Genomic DNA, 18243 nt, shown 5'->3' with positions numbered 1-18243 from the left:
CAATATGAAAATTTGCGAATTTGAAAATGTACTTAAAGACTGAGCGCTGTTTATTTTAACCAGCCAAAATAAAAACTTAGCGGCATCATGGCAAATGCTAAGGGAACTACAACAGAAAAAGCATAGCCACACCAACGTATCAATATCAAATGCCTTTTATTATAAACACCCATGGTTTTAAAGGCGCTATAAAAGCCATGCGCCAAATGGTAGCCAAGCGAGATGCAGCCAAGTATATAAACAACCACAATCCATGTTTGGCTGAATACTTCCCGCATTTTATCGTACAAATTAATTTCTTCTCCAAGCAAAAAACCCTGGTGGACCCTGTTAGGCAACCAAAAATCTGCCAGGTGCACAATTAAAAACAATAATACAATCGTTCCGAGCAAACCCATACTGCGACTGTACCACTTGCTGCCCCTGTTTCCATAAGATACAGCATAGGGCTGGTCGCCGCGCTTTTTTCTGTTGGACACTTCGAGCATAAGGCCTTGTACAATATGTAAAACAATTCCGGCAAACAACCCGATTTCCAAAACGCGGGGTACCCAATAGCCGCCCATAAAATGCGCTGCTTCATTAAACATTTTACCGCCATCGTTGGCCCAAATGCAGGCATTTAACCCCACGTGAACAATCAAAAAAAGGATGAGAAAGATTCCGGTTAAGGCCATTGAGATTTTCTGACCTATCGAAGATGTAAAAACCTGCTTCCAAGTCATATTTGCAAGATTAGTTTAGAAAAATCCGCCCGCAAAATTACAGTACGAATGTCACACTTATGTCAAAAAAAATGTTTTACACGATTATGCTATAAAATATCCGGCAAAGTTTCCGCTTATCTAAAATTTGTTCCCGCAATACATCTGTTTTATACTTTTGATACATGCGCAAGCTTTTAAATATTTTATGGAACAGCTTTAAAATGTCGCTTGGCGAATTAAAAAACAATAAGCTGCGCAGCGGGCTTTCATTAACGGGTGTTGCTTTTGGCATATTTTGCATTATAAGCGTGCTTACCACCGTAAACAGCCTGGAGTATAAAATTCAAAGCGATATTGCTGCGCTTGGCACCAATACTATTTACGTGGATAAATGGGAATACGGCGCACAGGAAGACAATGATTTCCCCTGGTGGAAATTCGTAAACCGGCCCGACCCCAAATTCCGGGATGTCAAGCTGATAAAACAACGCAGCCAGCTTGCAGAAAACGTGGCATTTTTTATTGACGACAATGCTGATGTAAAATACCAGAACCAGGAAGTAAAGAGGGCAAACATTTATGGCATAAGCGAAGAGTTCAGCCAGATACAGAATATTGACCTGATACAGGGACGCTATTTTACTGAAACAGAATTTAATAATGGCAGCCCTGTGGTGGTAATAGGATACGAAAATGCCAGGCTGTTATTTGGCGCTGCAAATAATGCAGTTGGCAAAGTGGTGACCTTCAGCAATTTTAAAGCAACGGTTATAGGCGTTATTGAAAAGCAGGGAAGCAGCTTTGGCCCGGGGTATAATTTTGATGAAGCGCTTATTCTTCCTTATCATTTCTATACAAAAATTTATGGCGCTAATCAGCCATACAACGAGCATTATGTGATGGTAAAAGGCAGGCCTAACGTGCCTTCTGCCGCATTGGTGGACGAACTGAAAGGCGTTATGCGCCAGATACGCAGGCTTAGCCCAAAACAGGAAGATAATTTTGCACTGAACGATATTAATTTTATGACCGAGGCTGTAAGCGGCTTTTTCGGCACCGTAAATATTGGCGGCTGGGCCATTGCCGGTTTAAGCCTGATTGTAGGCGCATTTGGTGTTGCCAACATTATGTTTGTTACCGTGCGGGAGCGCACCAGCCAGATCGGCCTTAAAAAAGCCATAGGCGCAAAAAGCAGAACAATATTGCTGGAGTTTTTATTGGAAAGCGCTTTTCTCTGTATCATCGGCGGTTTTATTGGCCTGCTTATGGTGTGGGGGCTTGCTGCTATTTTAAGTGCAGTACTCCCCTTTCCCATTGTTATTTCAGGCGGAATAATCATTCTTGCATTTTCAATTTGCGTAATACTTGGCATTCTTTCCGGAATTATACCGGCTTCCATCGCTGCCCGCATGAACCCTGTTGTGGCCATAAGAAGCAAGTGAGGCTTACGGGTGCGCCTGATTATTTTTTTAAACACTCAATATTCAATACGCAATGTTCAATTGTGAACGCTCTGAAAAAATGAATATTGATCATTGGCTATTGAGTATTCTTCTTCCATTTTTTAAACCAGCTTCTTAACAATTTCAAAATCATAATTCTTTATTGTAATTAACAGGGGCAAATTATCTTCGCGCCCAATAAAGTTCTTGGAAAGGATGATTACGAGAAGAAATATCAGGGTTAAGGTAATGCAGGTTTTATACCAGCTTGACAGCACAGGCAATATTTCAGACAATGAGGCCATAAAAATGCTGGATAACCGGCTCGAGCAAACACCCCGTCTTTTCACCTATCTTATTTATTTTCTTACCGAAGTGGCCCGCTATGCAGAAAAAGATGCCAGCCAGCGGGCATCCAAACACCTCGCCACAGCAGAAGACAAAAACGTAAATACAAAACTTTCAGGCAATACGGTTTTGTGGGCCATACTGGAAAACCATTCTTACAGGCAGGCGATGGCAAAATACAGGTTTTGCTTCGATACCACAGAAGAGCTGGTGCGCAGCACGTATGAGGCATTGGTTCCAACAGAAAAATATAAACAGTATATTCATTTGCAAAACAGGGATATAAAGATGGAAAGGGATATGCTTACTTATATTTTTTCTGACCTGATGCTGCCTGAAGAAAATTTTGTGGCGCATATAGAGGAAAACTTTACCAATTGGGACGATGATGCAGAAATGCTGAACGTGCTTATGCTGAATGAGCTGCAAAAGCCATCTGTTCTGAACCTGCAGCAAATGCCGGATGCCGAAAAGAAAACATTTGCAAAAGAATTGCTGCAAACAGCTATCAGCAAAAAAGACCATGTAGCCGGCCTGATTAAAGCACGTTTAAAAAACTGGGACCCCGAACGAATTGCGGTATTGGATATGATACTGATGCAAATGGGCGTGTGCGAGTTTTTATATTTTCCAACCATTCCGCCAAAAGTTACCATTAACGAATATATTGACCTGGCAAAAGATTACAGCACGGCGCAGAGCGGCCATTTTGTAAATGGCATTTTAGATGGCATTCATAAAGACCTGGTGGCGCAAAACAAGATTTACAAAACCGATTTTAAATCGAAAAAGGCCAATTGAGAAAACAGTACATTTGCCCACTTAATATGAAATATTTATTTTTTCTTATTATAGCTGTCTTTGCCATTGCATCCTGCAATAACGCTGGTGATGATAGCGAAAGCCCCCGGAACCTGGAGGCTTTGAGAAAAGATTCTGCAAAATTCACCACCGTTCAATGGCTGGATACAGCTTATAATTTCGGCGCAAAAAAAATGGGTGATGTGGTGAACATCACCTTCCGTTGTAAAAACACAGGCGATAAGCCTTTGTATTTAATTGATGTGCGCCCAAGCTGCGGCTGCACCGTGGCCGATTATACAAAAGAGCCTGTTGCCCCCGGCAGGGAAGGCAGGGTGGATGCACAGTTCGATACCAAAAAAAGCCATGCAGGCGATGTACATAAATCTATCTTCGTAACCACCAATACGGCAGCCGGCGAAGGACATAGGTCGCTCCTGTTTTCCGGCACGGTGCTGGCAGATTCTGCAACAGCTAAATAATTTAAAATCTTAATTAATACTTCGAAAATGACACAAATGCTTACTGTTTTTTTAATGGCTTCACCCGATGGTCAGCCTAACTCGAGTTTTTCTTTAATTATGATGGGCGCCATCATCCTGGTGTTCTGGTTGTTTATGATACGCCCGCAGGCTAAAAAGGCAAAGGAGCAGAAAAAATTTATAGAAAACCTTCAGAAGGGAGATAAGATAGTAACCATAGCCGGCATTCACGGCACTATCAACAAGCTGAATGAAGATAACACGCTGCAGCTTGAGACCAGCCCCGGCAGTTATATAAAGATTGAAAAATCTGCCATCAGCATGGAATGGACGGTCCAGGTAAATAAACCGGTGGCGGAAGCAGAAAAAAAATAAGGCGCCGATATTTGTTTTTTAAATCCGGAGTTGAAAGCAATTCCGGATTTTTTATTTTCATAAAAAAATCTTCATGCTTAAAATAGGATTAACCGGCGGAATGGGCAGTGGCAAAACAACGGTTTCTAAAATATTCAGCGTATTGGGTATTCCCGTTTTTTATGCAGATGATGCTGCCAAAACCATTATGAATGAAGATGCCGGTTTAAAGCAAAGCATCATTAATTTATTTGGCCAGGCGGCTTACATGAACAATGAGCTGAACAGGAAATACATTGCCGGCATTGCTTTTAATGACAAGTTTAAGCTGGAGCAACTGAATGCGCTTGTTCATCCTGTAACCATTGCTGCGGCTGATGAGTGGATGAATGCCCAAACATCGTCTTACGTAATTAAAGAAGCCGCCTTAATGTTTGAATCGCCGGCTGCCGCCAGCCTCGATTATGTAATCGGCGTGTATGCGCCGCAGCATTTACGCCTGCAAAGAGTAATGAACAGAGATAATACCACGCGGGAAGCTGTGCTGGCCCGCATGCACAACCAGCTTGATGAAACCATTAAAATGAAGCTCTGCGATTTTGTTATCATCAACGATGAGCATACTGCTGTATTGCCGCAGGTGCTGGCATTGCACAAAAAGTTTTTGGAAATGGCGGGCTGAGGATTGTGCTCACAGGTTACGCAAATCAACACCGATAAATTTATTCTGCGGGAATCAACTGCACATAAATAATAAAGCCCTTCACCGCAGGAGTTTGAAGAAGCTTCTAATGAATCTTCGAAAACGGCACGTTGGTAATGGGATATTCCTTCCAGTCCTTATAATCAAAATGCCACCATTCATATTCATATACCGTAAAGCCTTCCGCTTCCATTTTTGAGCGCAGCAAATCCCGCATCTTTCTTTGCTCAGCCGTACCTCCGGTATAATTGGGATAGGAGCGTTCCGTCATCTCGTCATAGTTACCTGTCATTTCAATTTCTTTACCGGTTTTAAGGTCGTACAGGCTCAGGTCAACAGCGCAGCCGCGGTTATGCCTCGAACCATTTTTCGGGTTGGCTACAAATTTCTTTTTGTCTTCCGGTGTTACTTCCCAAAAAAGCCTGGTTACGTGCCAGGGCCTGTAACCATCAAATACCACAAGGCCGTAGCCCAGGGGCTTTAAGGCAGCATTTACCCGTACCAATGCTTCGGCAGCAGGCCTTTGCAAAAAAGCCCTTGCTTCTTTATACACCGGCCGGCCCACAAAATTATTGCTGGTGGCATAGCGTATATCAAGATGAACAGAAGTATCCAGCTTAACCAGCTCAACCAGGTCTGTTGGTTTGAAACTGCCGGCTTCCTGCGGTGGTTTTACGCGGCAGCTTTCAGCCGAAAACGATATCAAATATATAAATGCTATAAAAAAATATTTCATCCGTAAATGTTTTGTTTTTCCAATGGTCGGATGGAACCTCGCTATGTACATTCCCCTGTGTGGGAAAGAATTATCATGCTCGGTTTCATACAAACTATTAATTACTGTTATGAAATTAGCTGCTTTTTATTGCATTTTGCCTGGCTGAAAATAGTAGAATTAAAATTACTAACCCAGATTATAGCCAGTTTTTTACGCCTAATGCAAAAAAACCGGAAACATAATGCTTTCAAAAAAAGAAAGCTTCCTTTTTATTCAACAGTTATCTTTGGCCGGTGTATGCAAGCGTCATGACAAAAATTTTCGTTAAGATTTTTTGATAAAAGATAAAAAGAGATTTGTTATAAATCTATTATAGCTTAGCATTTTAAAATCTGCTTCCGCTTTATTGTATTCGTTATACATATTAAACAGCCTTTTAAGTTAGTAATTTGTTACTTGTAAATTATAATACCTGCTTCTTTAATTTTGTTCTATTAAAAAAATAGTAGCTCATGGGTTATATCCCTTCGCAGGAACGTTATACTGCAATGCAATATAACCGTTGTGGCAATAGCGGTGTGTTGTTGCCGGCAATTTCATTAGGGCTTTGGCAGAATTTCGGATCTATAGATAATTTCGAAAATGGCAGAAAAATAATTCGTCATGCTTTTGATAAAGGTATAACACATTTTGACCTTGCCAATAATTATGGACCGGTTTCCGGCAGTGCAGAAGAAAATTTTGGTAAGATATTAAGACAGGATTTTGGCTGCAGCTATCGCGATGAAATGCTTATTTCTTCTAAAGCCGGTTATACTATGTGGCAGGGCCCTTACGGTGATTGGGGTTCGCGGAAGCATTTAATTACAAGCTGCAATCAGAGTTTAAAGAGAATGGGGCTTGAATATATTGATATATTTTATTCCCATCGCCCTGATCCAAATACACCTGTGGAAGAAACAATGATCGCGCTGGATTATATTGTAAGAAGCGGCAAAGCTTTATATGCGGGCATTTGCAATTACAATGTGGAACAATCAAGGCAGGCGATTGACATATTAAAAAACCTGGGTACGCCCTGCTTAATCCATCAGCCCAAATATTCCATGTTTGTACGCTGGGTAGAAGATGGCCTGCTGGATATATTGGATAATAATGGGATCGGTTGTATTGCATTTGCACCGCTTGAGCAAAGTATGCGCACCGCTTCTATGTATATAAAAGGCATTACTGAAGGTTTGCGCCCTGCCGGCACAACAGGTTATTATATTAAAAAACTAAATGAAATCGCCCAGAAACGAAATCAGTCATTGGCGCAAATGTCATTAGCGTGGGTGCTAAAAGACAAGCGGGTTACGAGCGTGCTGATTGGTGCAGGCTCGGCGGAACAATTAGATAATAATCTTGCTGCATTAAACAACCTAAAGTTTACTGACGAAGAACTTTCTGCTATTGAAGCAATCTTACATTAACATGGATTTTATATTTCTGTATGTATATAAAAATATTTACCGTAATTGTTTTTGCCTGTTTTTCTGTAGCATTAACTGCGCAGCAGCCGGCATTTAAGCTGAATGAGCAAAAAACAGATTCGCTTCTGCACAAAACTTATCCGTCTTCCTTACCAGGCATTTCAATCGGCATTGTTCAAAATGGCAAAACCGTGTATAAGAAAAGCTATGGCATAAGTAATATAAATACCGGCAATCAGCTTACCGATTCATCCAATTTCAATATCTGTTCCTTAACCAAACAATTTACAGCAATAGCAATACTGCAGCTTGAACAAAAACATCTGCTTTCATTAAATGATAAGCTAAGCAGGTTCTTTCCTGCCATGAACAAAAAGCTGGCAGATGCCATTACGGTAAAACAACTGCTCACACACACTTCAGGCATTCCCGATCATTATAGTTATACCAACACAGCAGGCATGCAGCATGCGCATAATATGGATGTTTATACTGCTGTTAAGCATGCTGACAGCACCTATTTTACGCCAGGCACAAAATTCCGTTACAGTAATACGGCGTATTGTTTGCTGGCTTTAATCATAGAAAAATTAAGCGGTGAAACCTATAATGATTATATGGCTGAACACGTATTTAAACCTGCGGGCATGAAGCATACAGTGATATGGAATGAAACCGCAACAATATTCAACGAAGTAACCGCTTATGAACGCGACAGCCTTAATAATTTAATACGCTCCGGCGCCAATGAGCATATATTCTTTTCAACCGAAGGCGATGGCGGCATATATGCTTCGGTTAACGATTATATACAATGGTTTACTGCACTGCAGGGAGGCAAAGTGTTTAACAGGAAGATTGTTGATAAAGCACGCAGCCTTGCGTTTATAATAGATAAGAACAAAAAAACAGGTTATGGCTTCGGCTGGTTTATTGATGAGCAGGATGACCACCCCAAAGTATATCATAGTGGTGATAACGGCGGTTTCAGAACGTATTGTTTCAGCATACCCGCTTTCAGTTATCTTATTGTAATTTTTGCTAACCGCAACGATGTGGATGTTGAAAAAATCGTTCAGCAAATCGTGCACCTGCAATTTCCAACGTTAAAAAACTTTACGCCAATAGAAGTGCTTACTTCCTGATGAAGGCGTATTCATTGCCCCGACAATCCCGATTTTCGCCGCATCATTTTTGATTTTTACCTCATTATATTCCTAACTTACTCTTTTATGATTTTAATTTGAAAAAGAAATGGTGAACAAGAGATCACTAACGGTTATTATACATGTAATTGGTTGTATAGTTTTCTTAGCGATACCTGTTTTTCTTACACCGGATTTTCCACGTTCTCTAAATATTTTTAGCAACAGGCCTACTCAAAGAGACCTTATTGCCTATGCATTAATGGTCTCTTTTTTTTACCTGAACTTCTTCGTGCTCATACCCAGGTTATATGTAGCAAAAAAGTATTTTGTTTTTTTCAGCATTGGCTTTATATGTTTCCTGCTTATTTCATTTGCGCCATCTGTTCTCATACCTCAGAACAACAGAGTTATGGAAGAAAGTTTCAGGGACATGCCGCCACCGCCTGCCAATGGCAGTCAAAACAGCAGGCCCCCGGCGCCACGGGATTCTTCGTTAAGAGGGCCGCAGGGCTCGCTGAGAAGACCGTCTTCCCGAAACATGCGCAGAATGCCGCCGCCAGGGGAGCTTAATAATTATCTCCTTGGCGTTTTGCACTATTTTTTCATCTTCATTGCCATTGTTTTCTTCTCGCTTATATTAACTATCAACAACCGCCTGAAACAATCTCAGAAAGAAAAACTCCAGGCTGAGCTCAGGTATTTAAAAGCGCAGATAAACCCGCATTTTTTATTTAATACGCTTAATACCATTTATTCACTTGCCATTGAAAGATCGCAGGCCACGGCGACAGCGGTGGTAAAGCTTTCGGCCATGATGCGTTATGTAATTAACGATTCAGGCAAAGACTTTGTACTGCTTGAACAGGAAGTGAATTATATCAACAATTATATCGAATTGCAAAGAATGCGCTTCGGCGATTCCATCCACCTTGATTTTAAAGTAGAAGGAAATGCATCGGGCAAAATGATCGCGCCGATTATCCTGATCCCTTTTATTGAAAACGCTTTTAAATACGGTGTGAATGCAGAAGAAGTTTCCGTGATCAATATCCATATTTATATTGAAGAAAGCACACTGCAATTAATTGTTGAAAACAATAAAGTAAAGATTGCAAAGCCCATTGAAGAACGTACCGGGCTTGGCATTGCAAACACCAGAAACCGGTTAGGGCTTTTATATCCCGGCAAGCACGAACTTGTAGTTAAAGACGGCGATATATTTTATATTTCACTTACTTTGAATTTAGAATGATATCAGCCATTGCCATAGATGATGAATTACCGGCGCTGAAAGTGCTGGAAAACTTTTGCGGCCAAACGAATTTCATCTGCCTGCAAAAAACTTTTAATAAGCCACACGAAGCGTTAAAGTACCTGCAGCAGTTTCCGGCTGATCTTTTATTTCTTGATATTAATATGCCTTCCCTGTCGGGCATTGACCTGTATAAAGCAACCAATAAAAATGCAATGGCGATATTTACAACAGCGTACAGCGAATATGCAGTGGAAGGTTTTAACCTGAACGCGGTTGATTATCTTTTAAAGCCTTTTACATTCGATCGCTTTATGCAGGCCGTTAATAAAGCGCAGGATTATTACAATTACCTGCATGCCCAGAAGCAGGACGAACAACATATTTTTATAAGGGCCGACTACAGCCTTGTAAAAATTAACATGCAGGATATTGTTTTTATTGAAGGGCGCGACGATTATTTAAAAATACACCAGTTAAACCAAAAGCCGCTTGTAACCAGGTTAACCATGAAGGCAATGCTCGAAAAACTGCCCGCTGCGCAATTCATACGTGTGCACCGCTCTTATATTATATCCCTTAATTATATTCAAACAGTACGCAATAAAAATATAACGGTCAATGGCGTTGAAATACCTATAAGCAGCAGTTACGAAGATGATTTTTTTAAACGCTTTAACCGGTGAGGTAATAACCTCTGAATTCTTTCCGTTTACCTCAAATATTTCACCAGAGCAGCTTTAATAATAATATTTGAGGCCTATCCTCATTTAAAAATACTTATGAAAAGAAAAGATCTTTTAAAGAAAGGGGTTACCGCAACCCTACATTTCACCAGCATTGCACCCATCATAAAATCCTGTTCAAAAGAAGGTACCGGCGCCATAAGCGCAAACGGGCCAATAGCGCCCACACCTGTATTTTCCTGCGGGTGCACCCGCAGGGCCCGGCACCTTCAGCTGCATATTTTCGGCGCCGGTGGCGAATCCCTCCTGTCGGCCAGGGTTGCTTTTTCACCTGATGTTTGCAATACAGTCTATACTGCCGCAGCCACATATTATACCAGGGGCGTACAGCGCACAAACACAGCCTGCGGCAACTTTTTCTCAACCTCACTGGCAATGGCGGAAGGCGGTGTACCTGCTCACTCTATAACTGTTTCGGCATGATACAGCAAAACGCAGCCAGAATATTTCCTGCAAAAGACCGCAGCATTGTAACCACCGGATGGATGAAGAGCTGCGCCCTGTTTAAGCAGGCCGCTTACAACAATTCATTGTTCGGTAATTTTTATAATGTGCAGGATGATGTGCTTTCTTCCAAAAGAACATTAAGCTTTACTGCCGAACGGGATGCCGATCTCATTATCCTGCCAATAACGGGAACAATTATTTACAATGACAGTTGTGGCAGCAATGCCGTTATAGAAGGCGGTAAAATGCAGTATTTCTCTGTAAAACAACATGCGCAGGTTAAAATATTCAACCCTTACGATGATGTGTTTGTAAACTTTCTGCGTATATGGCTGAAGCCCGGCAGCTTAAACACTATCATCAGCACCGCCTGTTTTTCCTTTGAGCGCGAAGCCAATAAAAACAAATTGCTGCGGTTATTTGTGGGTTATAACCATAACCGGCAGGCCGTAAATTTTTTTATTGGCAAATTTGATGGCTGCCAAAAAGCTTTGCACAAGGTTTTTCAACCGGGCAACATGGTTTTTGCATTTGTGATTGAAGGCGCTTTTGAAGTGCAGTGCAGGCCATTGGAATCAAGGGACGCGCTGGCTTTATGGAATGTGGATAAAGTGGATATCAAAGCGCTTTCAGGCAATGCTGTTATATTAATGATAGATATGCCCGGCGCCGTATAGCCCAATCATGCAAACAGCTTCCTGATATCAATTTTCATACTTATTGTTACTGTAGGTTAGCAGGCTATAGAAAATATGGTTATGTGAGTTACGCTTCAACTTACGTGTTTCTATGTTTTCCTGCATAACTGATGAACCCTGTTTATCTGCGTGGTTTATTTTAAAGCGCTGCACATTTTTACAACATGAAATATAAGCGCTTCATGCAACGGCAATAGTATTTTTGCCATTGATGAGCAAAAAACAAATAGCCTGCTCCGTACTTGACCTTGCCGCCGTAACGGAAGGCTCAACGCCGGAATATAGTTTTAAGAAGAGCCTTAAGCTGGCACAATATGCCGAGAATTTGGGATACACACGTTACTGGCTGGCCGAACACCACAACATTGCGGGCATAGCCAGCGCTGCCACATCGGTGCTGATCGGTTATATAGCAGGCGGCACAAAAACCATTCGCGTAGGGTCAGGCGGTATTATGCTGCCCAATCATTCATCTCTAATCATAGCGGAACAGTTTGGCACACTGGGCTGCCTTTATCCCGGCAGGATTGACCTGGGCATAGGACGTGCGCCGGGCACAGACCAACTGACCGCAATGGTTATCCGCCGTAATTCAAACCTTGGGGCAGAAGACTTTCCGCAGCAGGTAATAGAATTAAAGACCTATTTCTCCAAAGAAAACAGCACCGCCAAAGTACGGGCCATTCCCGGCGAAGACGTTGATATGCCAATATGGATATTAGGCTCAAGCACAGACAGCGCACACCTGGCGGCTTATTTTGGAATGCCTTATGCATTTGCGGGCCATTTTGCACCGGCACAAATGCAAACGGCTTTTGGTATTTACAAAAATGAATTCAGGCCTTCGGAACAAGCCAGCCAGCCTTATATCATGGCTTGTGTAAATACCATTGCGGCTGATACAGATGAAGAAGCAAATTACCTCGCCACATCGGCTTACCAGGCTTTTCTCGGCATCATTCGCAATAAACGGCAACTGCTGCAACCGCCTGTAAAAAACATGGCTGATTTATGGAACGAGGCTGAAAAAACACAGGTGCTGCAAATGCTTGCCGGCTCGTTCATTGGCAGTGCCTCAACCATTCAGAAAAATATACAAGCCTTTGTTGCCCAAACCGGCGTTGATGAGCTCATGTTCAATGCGCACATGTATGATTTTGATGCAAAAATGCATTCCTATAAATTAATGAGCGAAGTGATGCGAAGAGAATTTTAAGCGTCATGAAACGTATTGCTGAACTGAAAGAATGACGATCTTCTGCAAACATCATAAAAATTAAAAACCGGACTCGCAAAGATGCGAACCCGGTTAAGCATTTCAGTGGCAATATGTATTGCTTTTTGCCGGTATATCACTGCACAGACAGTTTTGGCCTTTCACACTAATTAAAATTACTGAAATGCTCAATAACCTGTATTTTGTATTAAAACGCCTCCGCTGTTATCAATTTCTGTTTGAGGAATTGGCCACACTTCATTTTTATTAGCTTCCCAACCCAATGAGCCAAAAATGGTAGAACCACGGCCCTGACGAATAACATCGAAATAGCGGTCTCCCTCCATAGCTAATTCAACCCGGCGTTCGTTCCAAATAGCAGTTTGTAAAGTCGTTTGGTCAGTAGTTGTAACTTCAGGCAATATAGAACTATTGCTGCCCCTTGCCCTGGCGCGGATTAACTCCAAAGAAGCTAAGGCATCAGCCGTATTGCCCAATTCATTGTTAGCTTCTGCATTCATTAAAAGCACTTCTGCATAACGAATAACCCTTATATTCTGGCCTGCCCCTGAATTGGTTGCCTGGGCCACCGTAAATGGCACATAGGATTTCATATTATACCTGGTAGGGGCGCCTGCAGTGGCAGCAGGCACTTCATCTCCGCTCGGGGTGGTGGAACCGGCAGTCATTATAGTATATTCCCTGCGGGGATCATCTGTTTCAAATGCACTGTCTAAGTTAGAAGTAGGAACATTAAATCCCCAGCCTGCGCTTGCATCCCGGTTTCCCTGCACTTGCGAATACTGGCAATCGCTGATATCATCATCGCCACTTACATAATCGCACTGTATCTCAAAAATTGATTCAGAATTATTTTCATTGGCAATACGGAATAATTGGTAAAAATTGGAAAACAGGCTGTATTTACCAGATTGTATAACCTCATTGGTATAAGTTAACACATCTTCCCAATTTTCCCTGTACATAGACACTTTTGCATGCAATGCAAGGGCGGCATATTTAGTGGCCCGTCCTAGTTCAGATGTAGAGACTTCAGTAGGAAGCCCCGCTGCCGCAATAGTCAGGTCATTTTCCACAGAATCATATATTTCAGAAGATTCGTTTTGGGAAGGGTTTAATTCTTCTGCCGTGGTTGGAACATGCAATACCAGGGGAACGCGCCCAAAGGCTCTTACAAGCCTGAAGTACGACCAGGCCCTTACAAACCTTGCTTCTGCCAGGTATCGCACTTTATCATCATCACTCACCGTGCTCATGGTATCTACATGATCTAATACCTGGTTGCAATAATTAATATTCTGGTATTGGGCTGTCCAAAACCCATCTAACTGGCTTTGGCTGGCTGTAACAGTAAAGCTATTATATTGGTTAAAATAAGTAGCATCACTGGTTACGCTTCCTTTTTCAGCATCATCCGATCCCGTTTCTTCAATGGCTATTGCAGGGAAAGCTACATTTCCCCAGCTGCGAAGGTTGGCATAAATGGAGTTAACAGCGCTTTCTGCATCGGAAGCTGATTGCCAAAAAGTACTTGCAGCAGGCTGTCCTTCCAGGTTTGCAGATGCGTCTGTAAAGCTTTTAGAGCAGGATGACATGCCCAGGAGGGCAATAGCAATGATGCAGACAGCCTGAACCAAAAGGCGTTGTTTATAGCTTTGTTTAATTTTATTTTGTTGTAACATAATTCATTGTTTATTAATCATTAAAATGTAAGGTTCACGCCGATTATATATATGGCGGCCAGGGGGTACACATTATTATCAATGCCCCGGGAGCCCGGATTGCCGGTAACTTCAGGAGTGAACCCGGTATATTTAGTGAAAATAACAGGGTTTTGGGCGTTGAAATAGCACCTGAAATTTTGAATACCTATTTTCTGCAAAGTGTTTTGCGGCAACGTATAACCCAGCTGGATATTCCTAATTCTGAAATAACTGCCGCTTTCTACATACCAGGAGTTTGTATAATAATTCTCATTACCCCCCACATTTACGGAAGGGTTGGTGGTAGAAGTACCTTCTCCATGCCAGCGGTTTTCATAAAACGCTTTTGTCCAGTTTTCATTACCATATCGCAAACCTTTATTTGCATTATACACATCTGCATCAGCTACGCCGTTAAAGTCTAAGGACAGATCGAATGATTTATAGCTTACACTGGTATTAATCCCATAAAAGTATTTCGGGTTTGGATTGCCGATTGCCTGCCTGTCGTTGCCGGAAAGCGGGCCGCTTTTGGTTGTGCTTTCATATTTGAAATCTCCTGGCTGGGCGTCGGGCTGATACAGGTTGCCGTCAGCATCAGCATAAGAATCAATTTCAGACTGATTCTGGAATATGCCAATTACTTTATAACCATAAAACACGCCAACGGGCTGCCCCACTTTGGTAACGGTACCATATTCACCGCCGGTGGAAGCGCTTCCTCCGGAATACAGGGTAGAGCCTAATACATCGCTCTTTAAGAAGATATTGCTGTTGGAAGAGAAATTGCCACCTATGCTATAAGACCAGTCATCATTAATTTTATCATGCCAGTTTACACCAATCTCTATGCCCCTGTTGCGCATGTCTCCCACATTTTCCAGTATAGTGGAAGTGGTTGTGCCGGATGATGCCAAAACGGCTACAGGAAAAACAAAGTCTTTGGTTAGTTTATTGTAAAGGTCAATATCTACGCTCAGGCGGTTGGCCAGCAAAGCCGCTTCTAAGCCAATATCAGTGCCTATTGTCTTTTCCCACTTTAATGGGTTAGGCTCCAGGGTTGCAATACTTTCACCTGTGGATATATCTCCCGTGCCTCCATATATAATACTGCTGCTCGTAGTGGTTTGGGTAGCAACATAGGTTGGAACGCCACTATTGCCAACAGCACCCCAGCTTGCTTTCAGTTTCAAAGCATCAAACACTTTCTGATTGCGCATAAAACTTTCATTGGAAAGAATCCAGGCAACACCAAAAGAAGGCAAGAATGCTCTTCCGAAATTAGATGTAAACTTGCTGCTTGCGTCAGACCTTAATGTACCGGTAAATGTATAGCGGTTGCTGAATGAATACGTCAACCGGCCAAAGTAAGAGCTTACTTTCTCCAATGCCGGATATGTTTGCACGCCATCTGAGCTTATTATATTGTAATACGTTGAAGAATTGGAAGAACTGAAATACCATGTAGAAGGGTCATCAGATAAAGTTCCGTCGGTAGTTGTAGCCACTGCCTGCCTGGCGAAATTACGATAAGCCGTCTGTCCTGCCAGTGCAGTAATCCTGTGCTCGCCAAATGTCTTATTATATGTTAGCGTGTTTTCAATAATCCAGTTCTTTACAGAAGTTCTCGTTTCCGATAAAGTATAGGTGGAGCTGTATTGGGTAGAAGTGGCATCATATACCGGCGTAAAGCTCTGCTCCTCTGCATTCTCATATATGCCTCCAATACTGCTGTGCCAGGTAAAATATTTTGCAAAATTGATGTCTATATAGGCATTGCCATTTAAATGATATTCCTGCGTTGTAGCATGATTGTAATCCAGCGTAACCTGTGGATTGGATATGGCAGACCCCAGGCCATAGGTGGCCGGATCGCCATAACTCCCGTCAGCATTTTTTGGGGAAAGAATAGGCGGCGCTGTATATAACTGGCGCCAGATAGAACCTGGCGGATCAAAAGATTTGCTGTAATTGCCAATAACATTATATCCCACTTTTATATGGTTTGATATTTTTACATCATTCCTGAAATTAGCGGTATATCGGTCATAGGTATTGGTTTTTAAAATGCCTTGCTGGTTTAAATAGCCTAAGGACAGGTTATAAGTTGATTTTTCAGCTCCGCCATTAACAGATATCTGGTGATTAGTCATTAAAGCAGGCCGCAAAGCCACGTCAAACCAATCGGTACCTTCCCCAAACTGGGAAGAATCCAATACATCTGTGCCCCCTGTTAAACGTGTCAGTTCGTTAAACATTACAGCATACTCATATCCATTTGCCATTTTGGGAATATTAGAGGCTATTTGCGCACCCACTGAGCCATTATAATTTATAGCAACCTTGCCGGATGCGCCTTTTTTGGTGGTAATTAATACCACACCATTTGCGCCCCTTACCCCATAAATAGATTCACTGGAAGCATCTTTTAATATGCTCATGGTTTCTATATCGTTGGGATTGAGAAAACTAATATCGCTAAACCAAACGCCGTCCACAACATACAGCGGCGCTGTTGTAGAGGAGTAACCGCCCAGGCCCCGTATGGTAATTTGGGGGGATGACCCCGGTGTTCCGGTATTGGTAATCTGCACACCCGCCACCTTACCCTGCAAACCACTCAGCGGGTTTACTACGCCCTGTTTAGATATTTCATTTCCGTTAATTTGAGTAACTGAACCGGTTACATCTATCTTCCGCTGCGTACCATATCCCACCACCACCACATCGGTTAATTGCGCAGAGGCGATATTCATAGATACATTTATTGTAGTTTGACTGCCAACGGTTATTTCCTGGTCCTGGTAGCCTACATGGGAAAAAACAAGCACATCAGCCGGAGAAGCGTTTAGTTGATAAACACCCTGGTCATTTGTGGTAGCGCCTGTTTTGGTATTCTTTTTCTGAACCGATACGCCTGATAAGGGCTTTCCGGCAGAGTCGGTTACTGTTCCCGTAACCTGTGTTTGAGCGTTCACTGTGTTTTGTAAGGCAATGAGTGCAACCGTTATAAATAACATTCTCAAGGCCAAAAACCTGTGTTTAATACAAATCCTCATATTTATAGTATTTGAAAAATTATGACTAAATCAATCGTATTCTTTTAACGCAAAAGGAAAATCGTTACTCCTCTTCCCTATTGTTTCTTAAATTTTATTTGAATTATTGTGTAAAGCAATCGCATCAATAAAAAAGTTTTTGAGTTAAAGGCGTTTTTATAGAGATACAGTATAAAATCCTGCATCGCTCTTAAAGACAAAATGTGTAACTATTACGCTGCAAATAATTTATAAAATTCATAACATAACAATTTGATAAAAAATAAAGCATGATTATGCTATGAAAGGTTTCGATTTTAAAAGACTTGCTCACCGGCAGCCCGGCAATAGATGTGATTAAAATAAACATCAGGCTTGCGCTATTGGAACAAGACCTTGATAATATTAAAATCAAAACCATTTTATCGCCGCCCCGGACAACCGATTGGATGACGGAAGCGGGAAAGCAGAAATTAAAAGCTTACGGCATGGCACCGCCCAATATTAAACAACAGGTTTGCACACTGGAAGCTTTTCAGCAGAAAGAAGCCGTTCAATGCCCGCGCTGCAATTCTTATCATACCCAACTACTTAACAGCTTTGGCGCCACTGCCTTGAAACCTTCGATTACTTTAAATGTCATTAATTCGCACTGTATTTCCTGCTCATTTGCTTATCAAATTATAGTTGCATGATGCCGTCAATCTTATTTGAAATAAAAAACAATATTGCTTTTATTACACTTAACCGTCCTGAAAAATTAAATTCCTTTAACCGTGAAATGGCTTTGCGGCTGCAGGACAAATTAGATGCATGCCATGCATGGAAAAAGGTGCGGTGTGTTTATTTATAGTAAACACCGGATAAATTTATGCATTTGGCAATTTGTACTTGCTTTATAGGATTGTAAGATGATCTCACATTCCTGCACGTCATTCCCGCGAAGG

At 41.8% G+C, this 18243-nt stretch carries 18 protein-coding genes; 14 read left to right on the top strand and 4 right to left on the bottom strand.

The genetic code is table 11. From position 1 onward, the window contains the following. Window positions 1-50: 50 nt before the first annotated feature. Window positions 51-725, bottom strand: coding sequence for a succinate dehydrogenase cytochrome b subunit (locus tag QM629_RS11575; protein ID WP_415160032.1), 675 nt, complete (start codon window positions 723-725; stop codon window positions 51-53). Between the two features lie 164 nt (window positions 726-889). Here QM629_RS11575 and QM629_RS11570 point away from each other — a divergent pair, with 164 nt between their 5' ends. The 5 genes from QM629_RS11570 (at window position 890) to coaE (ending at window position 4816) form a co-directional block, all read left to right on the top strand. Beyond that, window positions 890-2149, top strand: a complete 1260-nt coding sequence (locus QM629_RS11570; RefSeq protein ID WP_415160031.1) for an ABC transporter permease — start codon at window positions 890-892, stop codon at window positions 2147-2149. A gap of 216 nt (window positions 2150-2365) precedes the next feature. Further along, a complete protein-coding gene (gene nusB / locus QM629_RS11565) occupies window positions 2366-3298 on the top strand; it encodes a transcription antitermination factor NusB (RefSeq protein WP_415160030.1) in 933 nt (310 codons plus the stop codon). A gap of 26 nt (window positions 3299-3324) precedes the next feature. Next, window positions 3325-3780, top strand: coding sequence for a DUF1573 domain-containing protein (locus tag QM629_RS11560; protein WP_415160029.1), 456 nt, complete (start codon window positions 3325-3327; stop codon window positions 3778-3780). Window positions 3781-3816: 36 nt separating this feature from the next. Next, a complete protein-coding gene (gene yajC, locus QM629_RS11555) occupies window positions 3817-4155 on the top strand; it encodes a preprotein translocase subunit YajC (RefSeq protein ID WP_415160028.1) in 339 nt (112 codons plus the stop codon). A gap of 73 nt (window positions 4156-4228) precedes the next feature. After that, the gene (coaE, locus tag QM629_RS11550; protein WP_415160027.1) at window positions 4229-4816 is read left to right on the top strand and encodes a dephospho-CoA kinase; all 588 of its coding nucleotides are present in this window, start codon (window positions 4229-4231) and stop codon (window positions 4814-4816) included. A 106-nt stretch (window positions 4817-4922) separates the two neighbouring features. On the opposite strand, the gene QM629_RS11545 is transcribed toward coaE, so the two are convergent. Then, the gene (locus QM629_RS11545; protein WP_415160026.1) at window positions 4923-5573 is read right to left on the bottom strand and encodes a M15 family metallopeptidase; all 651 of its coding nucleotides are present in this window, start codon (window positions 5571-5573) and stop codon (window positions 4923-4925) included. Window positions 5574-6067: 494 nt separating this feature from the next. Between QM629_RS11545 and QM629_RS11540 the strand changes: the two genes are divergently transcribed. The 7 genes from QM629_RS11540 (at window position 6068) to QM629_RS11510 (ending at window position 12534) form a co-directional block, all read left to right on the top strand. Continuing rightward, window positions 6068-7027, top strand: a complete 960-nt coding sequence (locus tag QM629_RS11540) for an aldo/keto reductase (RefSeq protein WP_415160025.1) — start codon at window positions 6068-6070, stop codon at window positions 7025-7027. 20 nt (window positions 7028-7047) lie between these two features. Further along, window positions 7048-8172, top strand: a complete 1125-nt coding sequence (locus tag QM629_RS11535; RefSeq protein ID WP_415160024.1) for a serine hydrolase domain-containing protein — start codon at window positions 7048-7050, stop codon at window positions 8170-8172. Window positions 8173-8281: 109 nt separating this feature from the next. Then, entirely contained in the window at window positions 8282-9427 is a 1146-nt protein-coding gene (locus QM629_RS11530; protein ID WP_415160023.1) for a sensor histidine kinase, read from the top strand. After that, entirely contained in the window at window positions 9424-10113 is a 690-nt protein-coding gene (locus tag QM629_RS11525) for a LytR/AlgR family response regulator transcription factor (RefSeq protein ID WP_415160022.1), read from the top strand. The genes QM629_RS11530 and QM629_RS11525 overlap by 4 nt, the downstream gene beginning before the upstream one ends. A gap of 96 nt (window positions 10114-10209) precedes the next feature. After that, the gene (locus QM629_RS11520; protein ID WP_415160021.1) at window positions 10210-10596 is read left to right on the top strand and encodes a hypothetical protein; all 387 of its coding nucleotides are present in this window, start codon (window positions 10210-10212) and stop codon (window positions 10594-10596) included. Further along, entirely contained in the window at window positions 10593-11297 is a 705-nt protein-coding gene (locus QM629_RS11515) for a hypothetical protein (protein ID WP_415160020.1), read from the top strand. The genes QM629_RS11520 and QM629_RS11515 overlap by 4 nt, the downstream gene beginning before the upstream one ends. 232 nt (window positions 11298-11529) lie before the next feature. Further along, window positions 11530-12534 carry an LLM class flavin-dependent oxidoreductase gene (locus QM629_RS11510; protein ID WP_415160019.1) on the top strand — a complete coding sequence of 335 codons (1005 nt, stop codon included), beginning with the start codon at window positions 11530-11532 and terminating at the stop codon, window positions 12532-12534. A 188-nt stretch (window positions 12535-12722) separates the two neighbouring features. On the opposite strand, the gene QM629_RS11505 is transcribed toward QM629_RS11510, so the two are convergent. Together QM629_RS11505 and QM629_RS11500 are read right to left on the bottom strand one after the other, a co-directional pair. Then, window positions 12723-14237 (bottom strand): RagB/SusD family nutrient uptake outer membrane protein, encoded by a 1515-nt coding sequence (locus QM629_RS11505; RefSeq protein ID WP_415160018.1) that lies wholly within the window; start codon window positions 14235-14237, stop codon window positions 12723-12725. Window positions 14238-14257: 20 nt separating this feature from the next. Continuing rightward, window positions 14258-17236 (bottom strand): SusC/RagA family TonB-linked outer membrane protein, encoded by a 2979-nt coding sequence (locus QM629_RS11500; protein ID WP_415160017.1) that lies wholly within the window; start codon window positions 17234-17236, stop codon window positions 14258-14260. A gap of 443 nt (window positions 17237-17679) precedes the next feature. Here QM629_RS11500 and QM629_RS11495 point away from each other — a divergent pair, with 443 nt between their 5' ends. Both QM629_RS11495 and QM629_RS11490 read left to right on the top strand, forming a co-directional pair. Then, entirely contained in the window at window positions 17680-17991 is a 312-nt protein-coding gene (locus QM629_RS11495; RefSeq protein ID WP_415160016.1) for a hypothetical protein, read from the top strand. Further along, on the top strand, window positions 17988-18149 hold the full coding sequence (locus QM629_RS11490; RefSeq protein WP_415160015.1) for an enoyl-CoA hydratase/isomerase family protein: 162 nt from the start codon (window positions 17988-17990) through the stop codon (window positions 18147-18149). Before QM629_RS11495 ends, QM629_RS11490 begins: the two co-directional genes overlap by 4 nt. Window positions 18150-18243: the final 94 nt, after the last annotated feature.

The sequence above is a fragment of the Parafilimonas sp. genome, from assembly GCF_047606085.1.
Classification (GTDB): Bacteria; Bacteroidota; Bacteroidia; order Chitinophagales; family Chitinophagaceae; genus Parafilimonas.
This window is presented reverse-complemented; position numbering and strand designations above follow the sequence as displayed.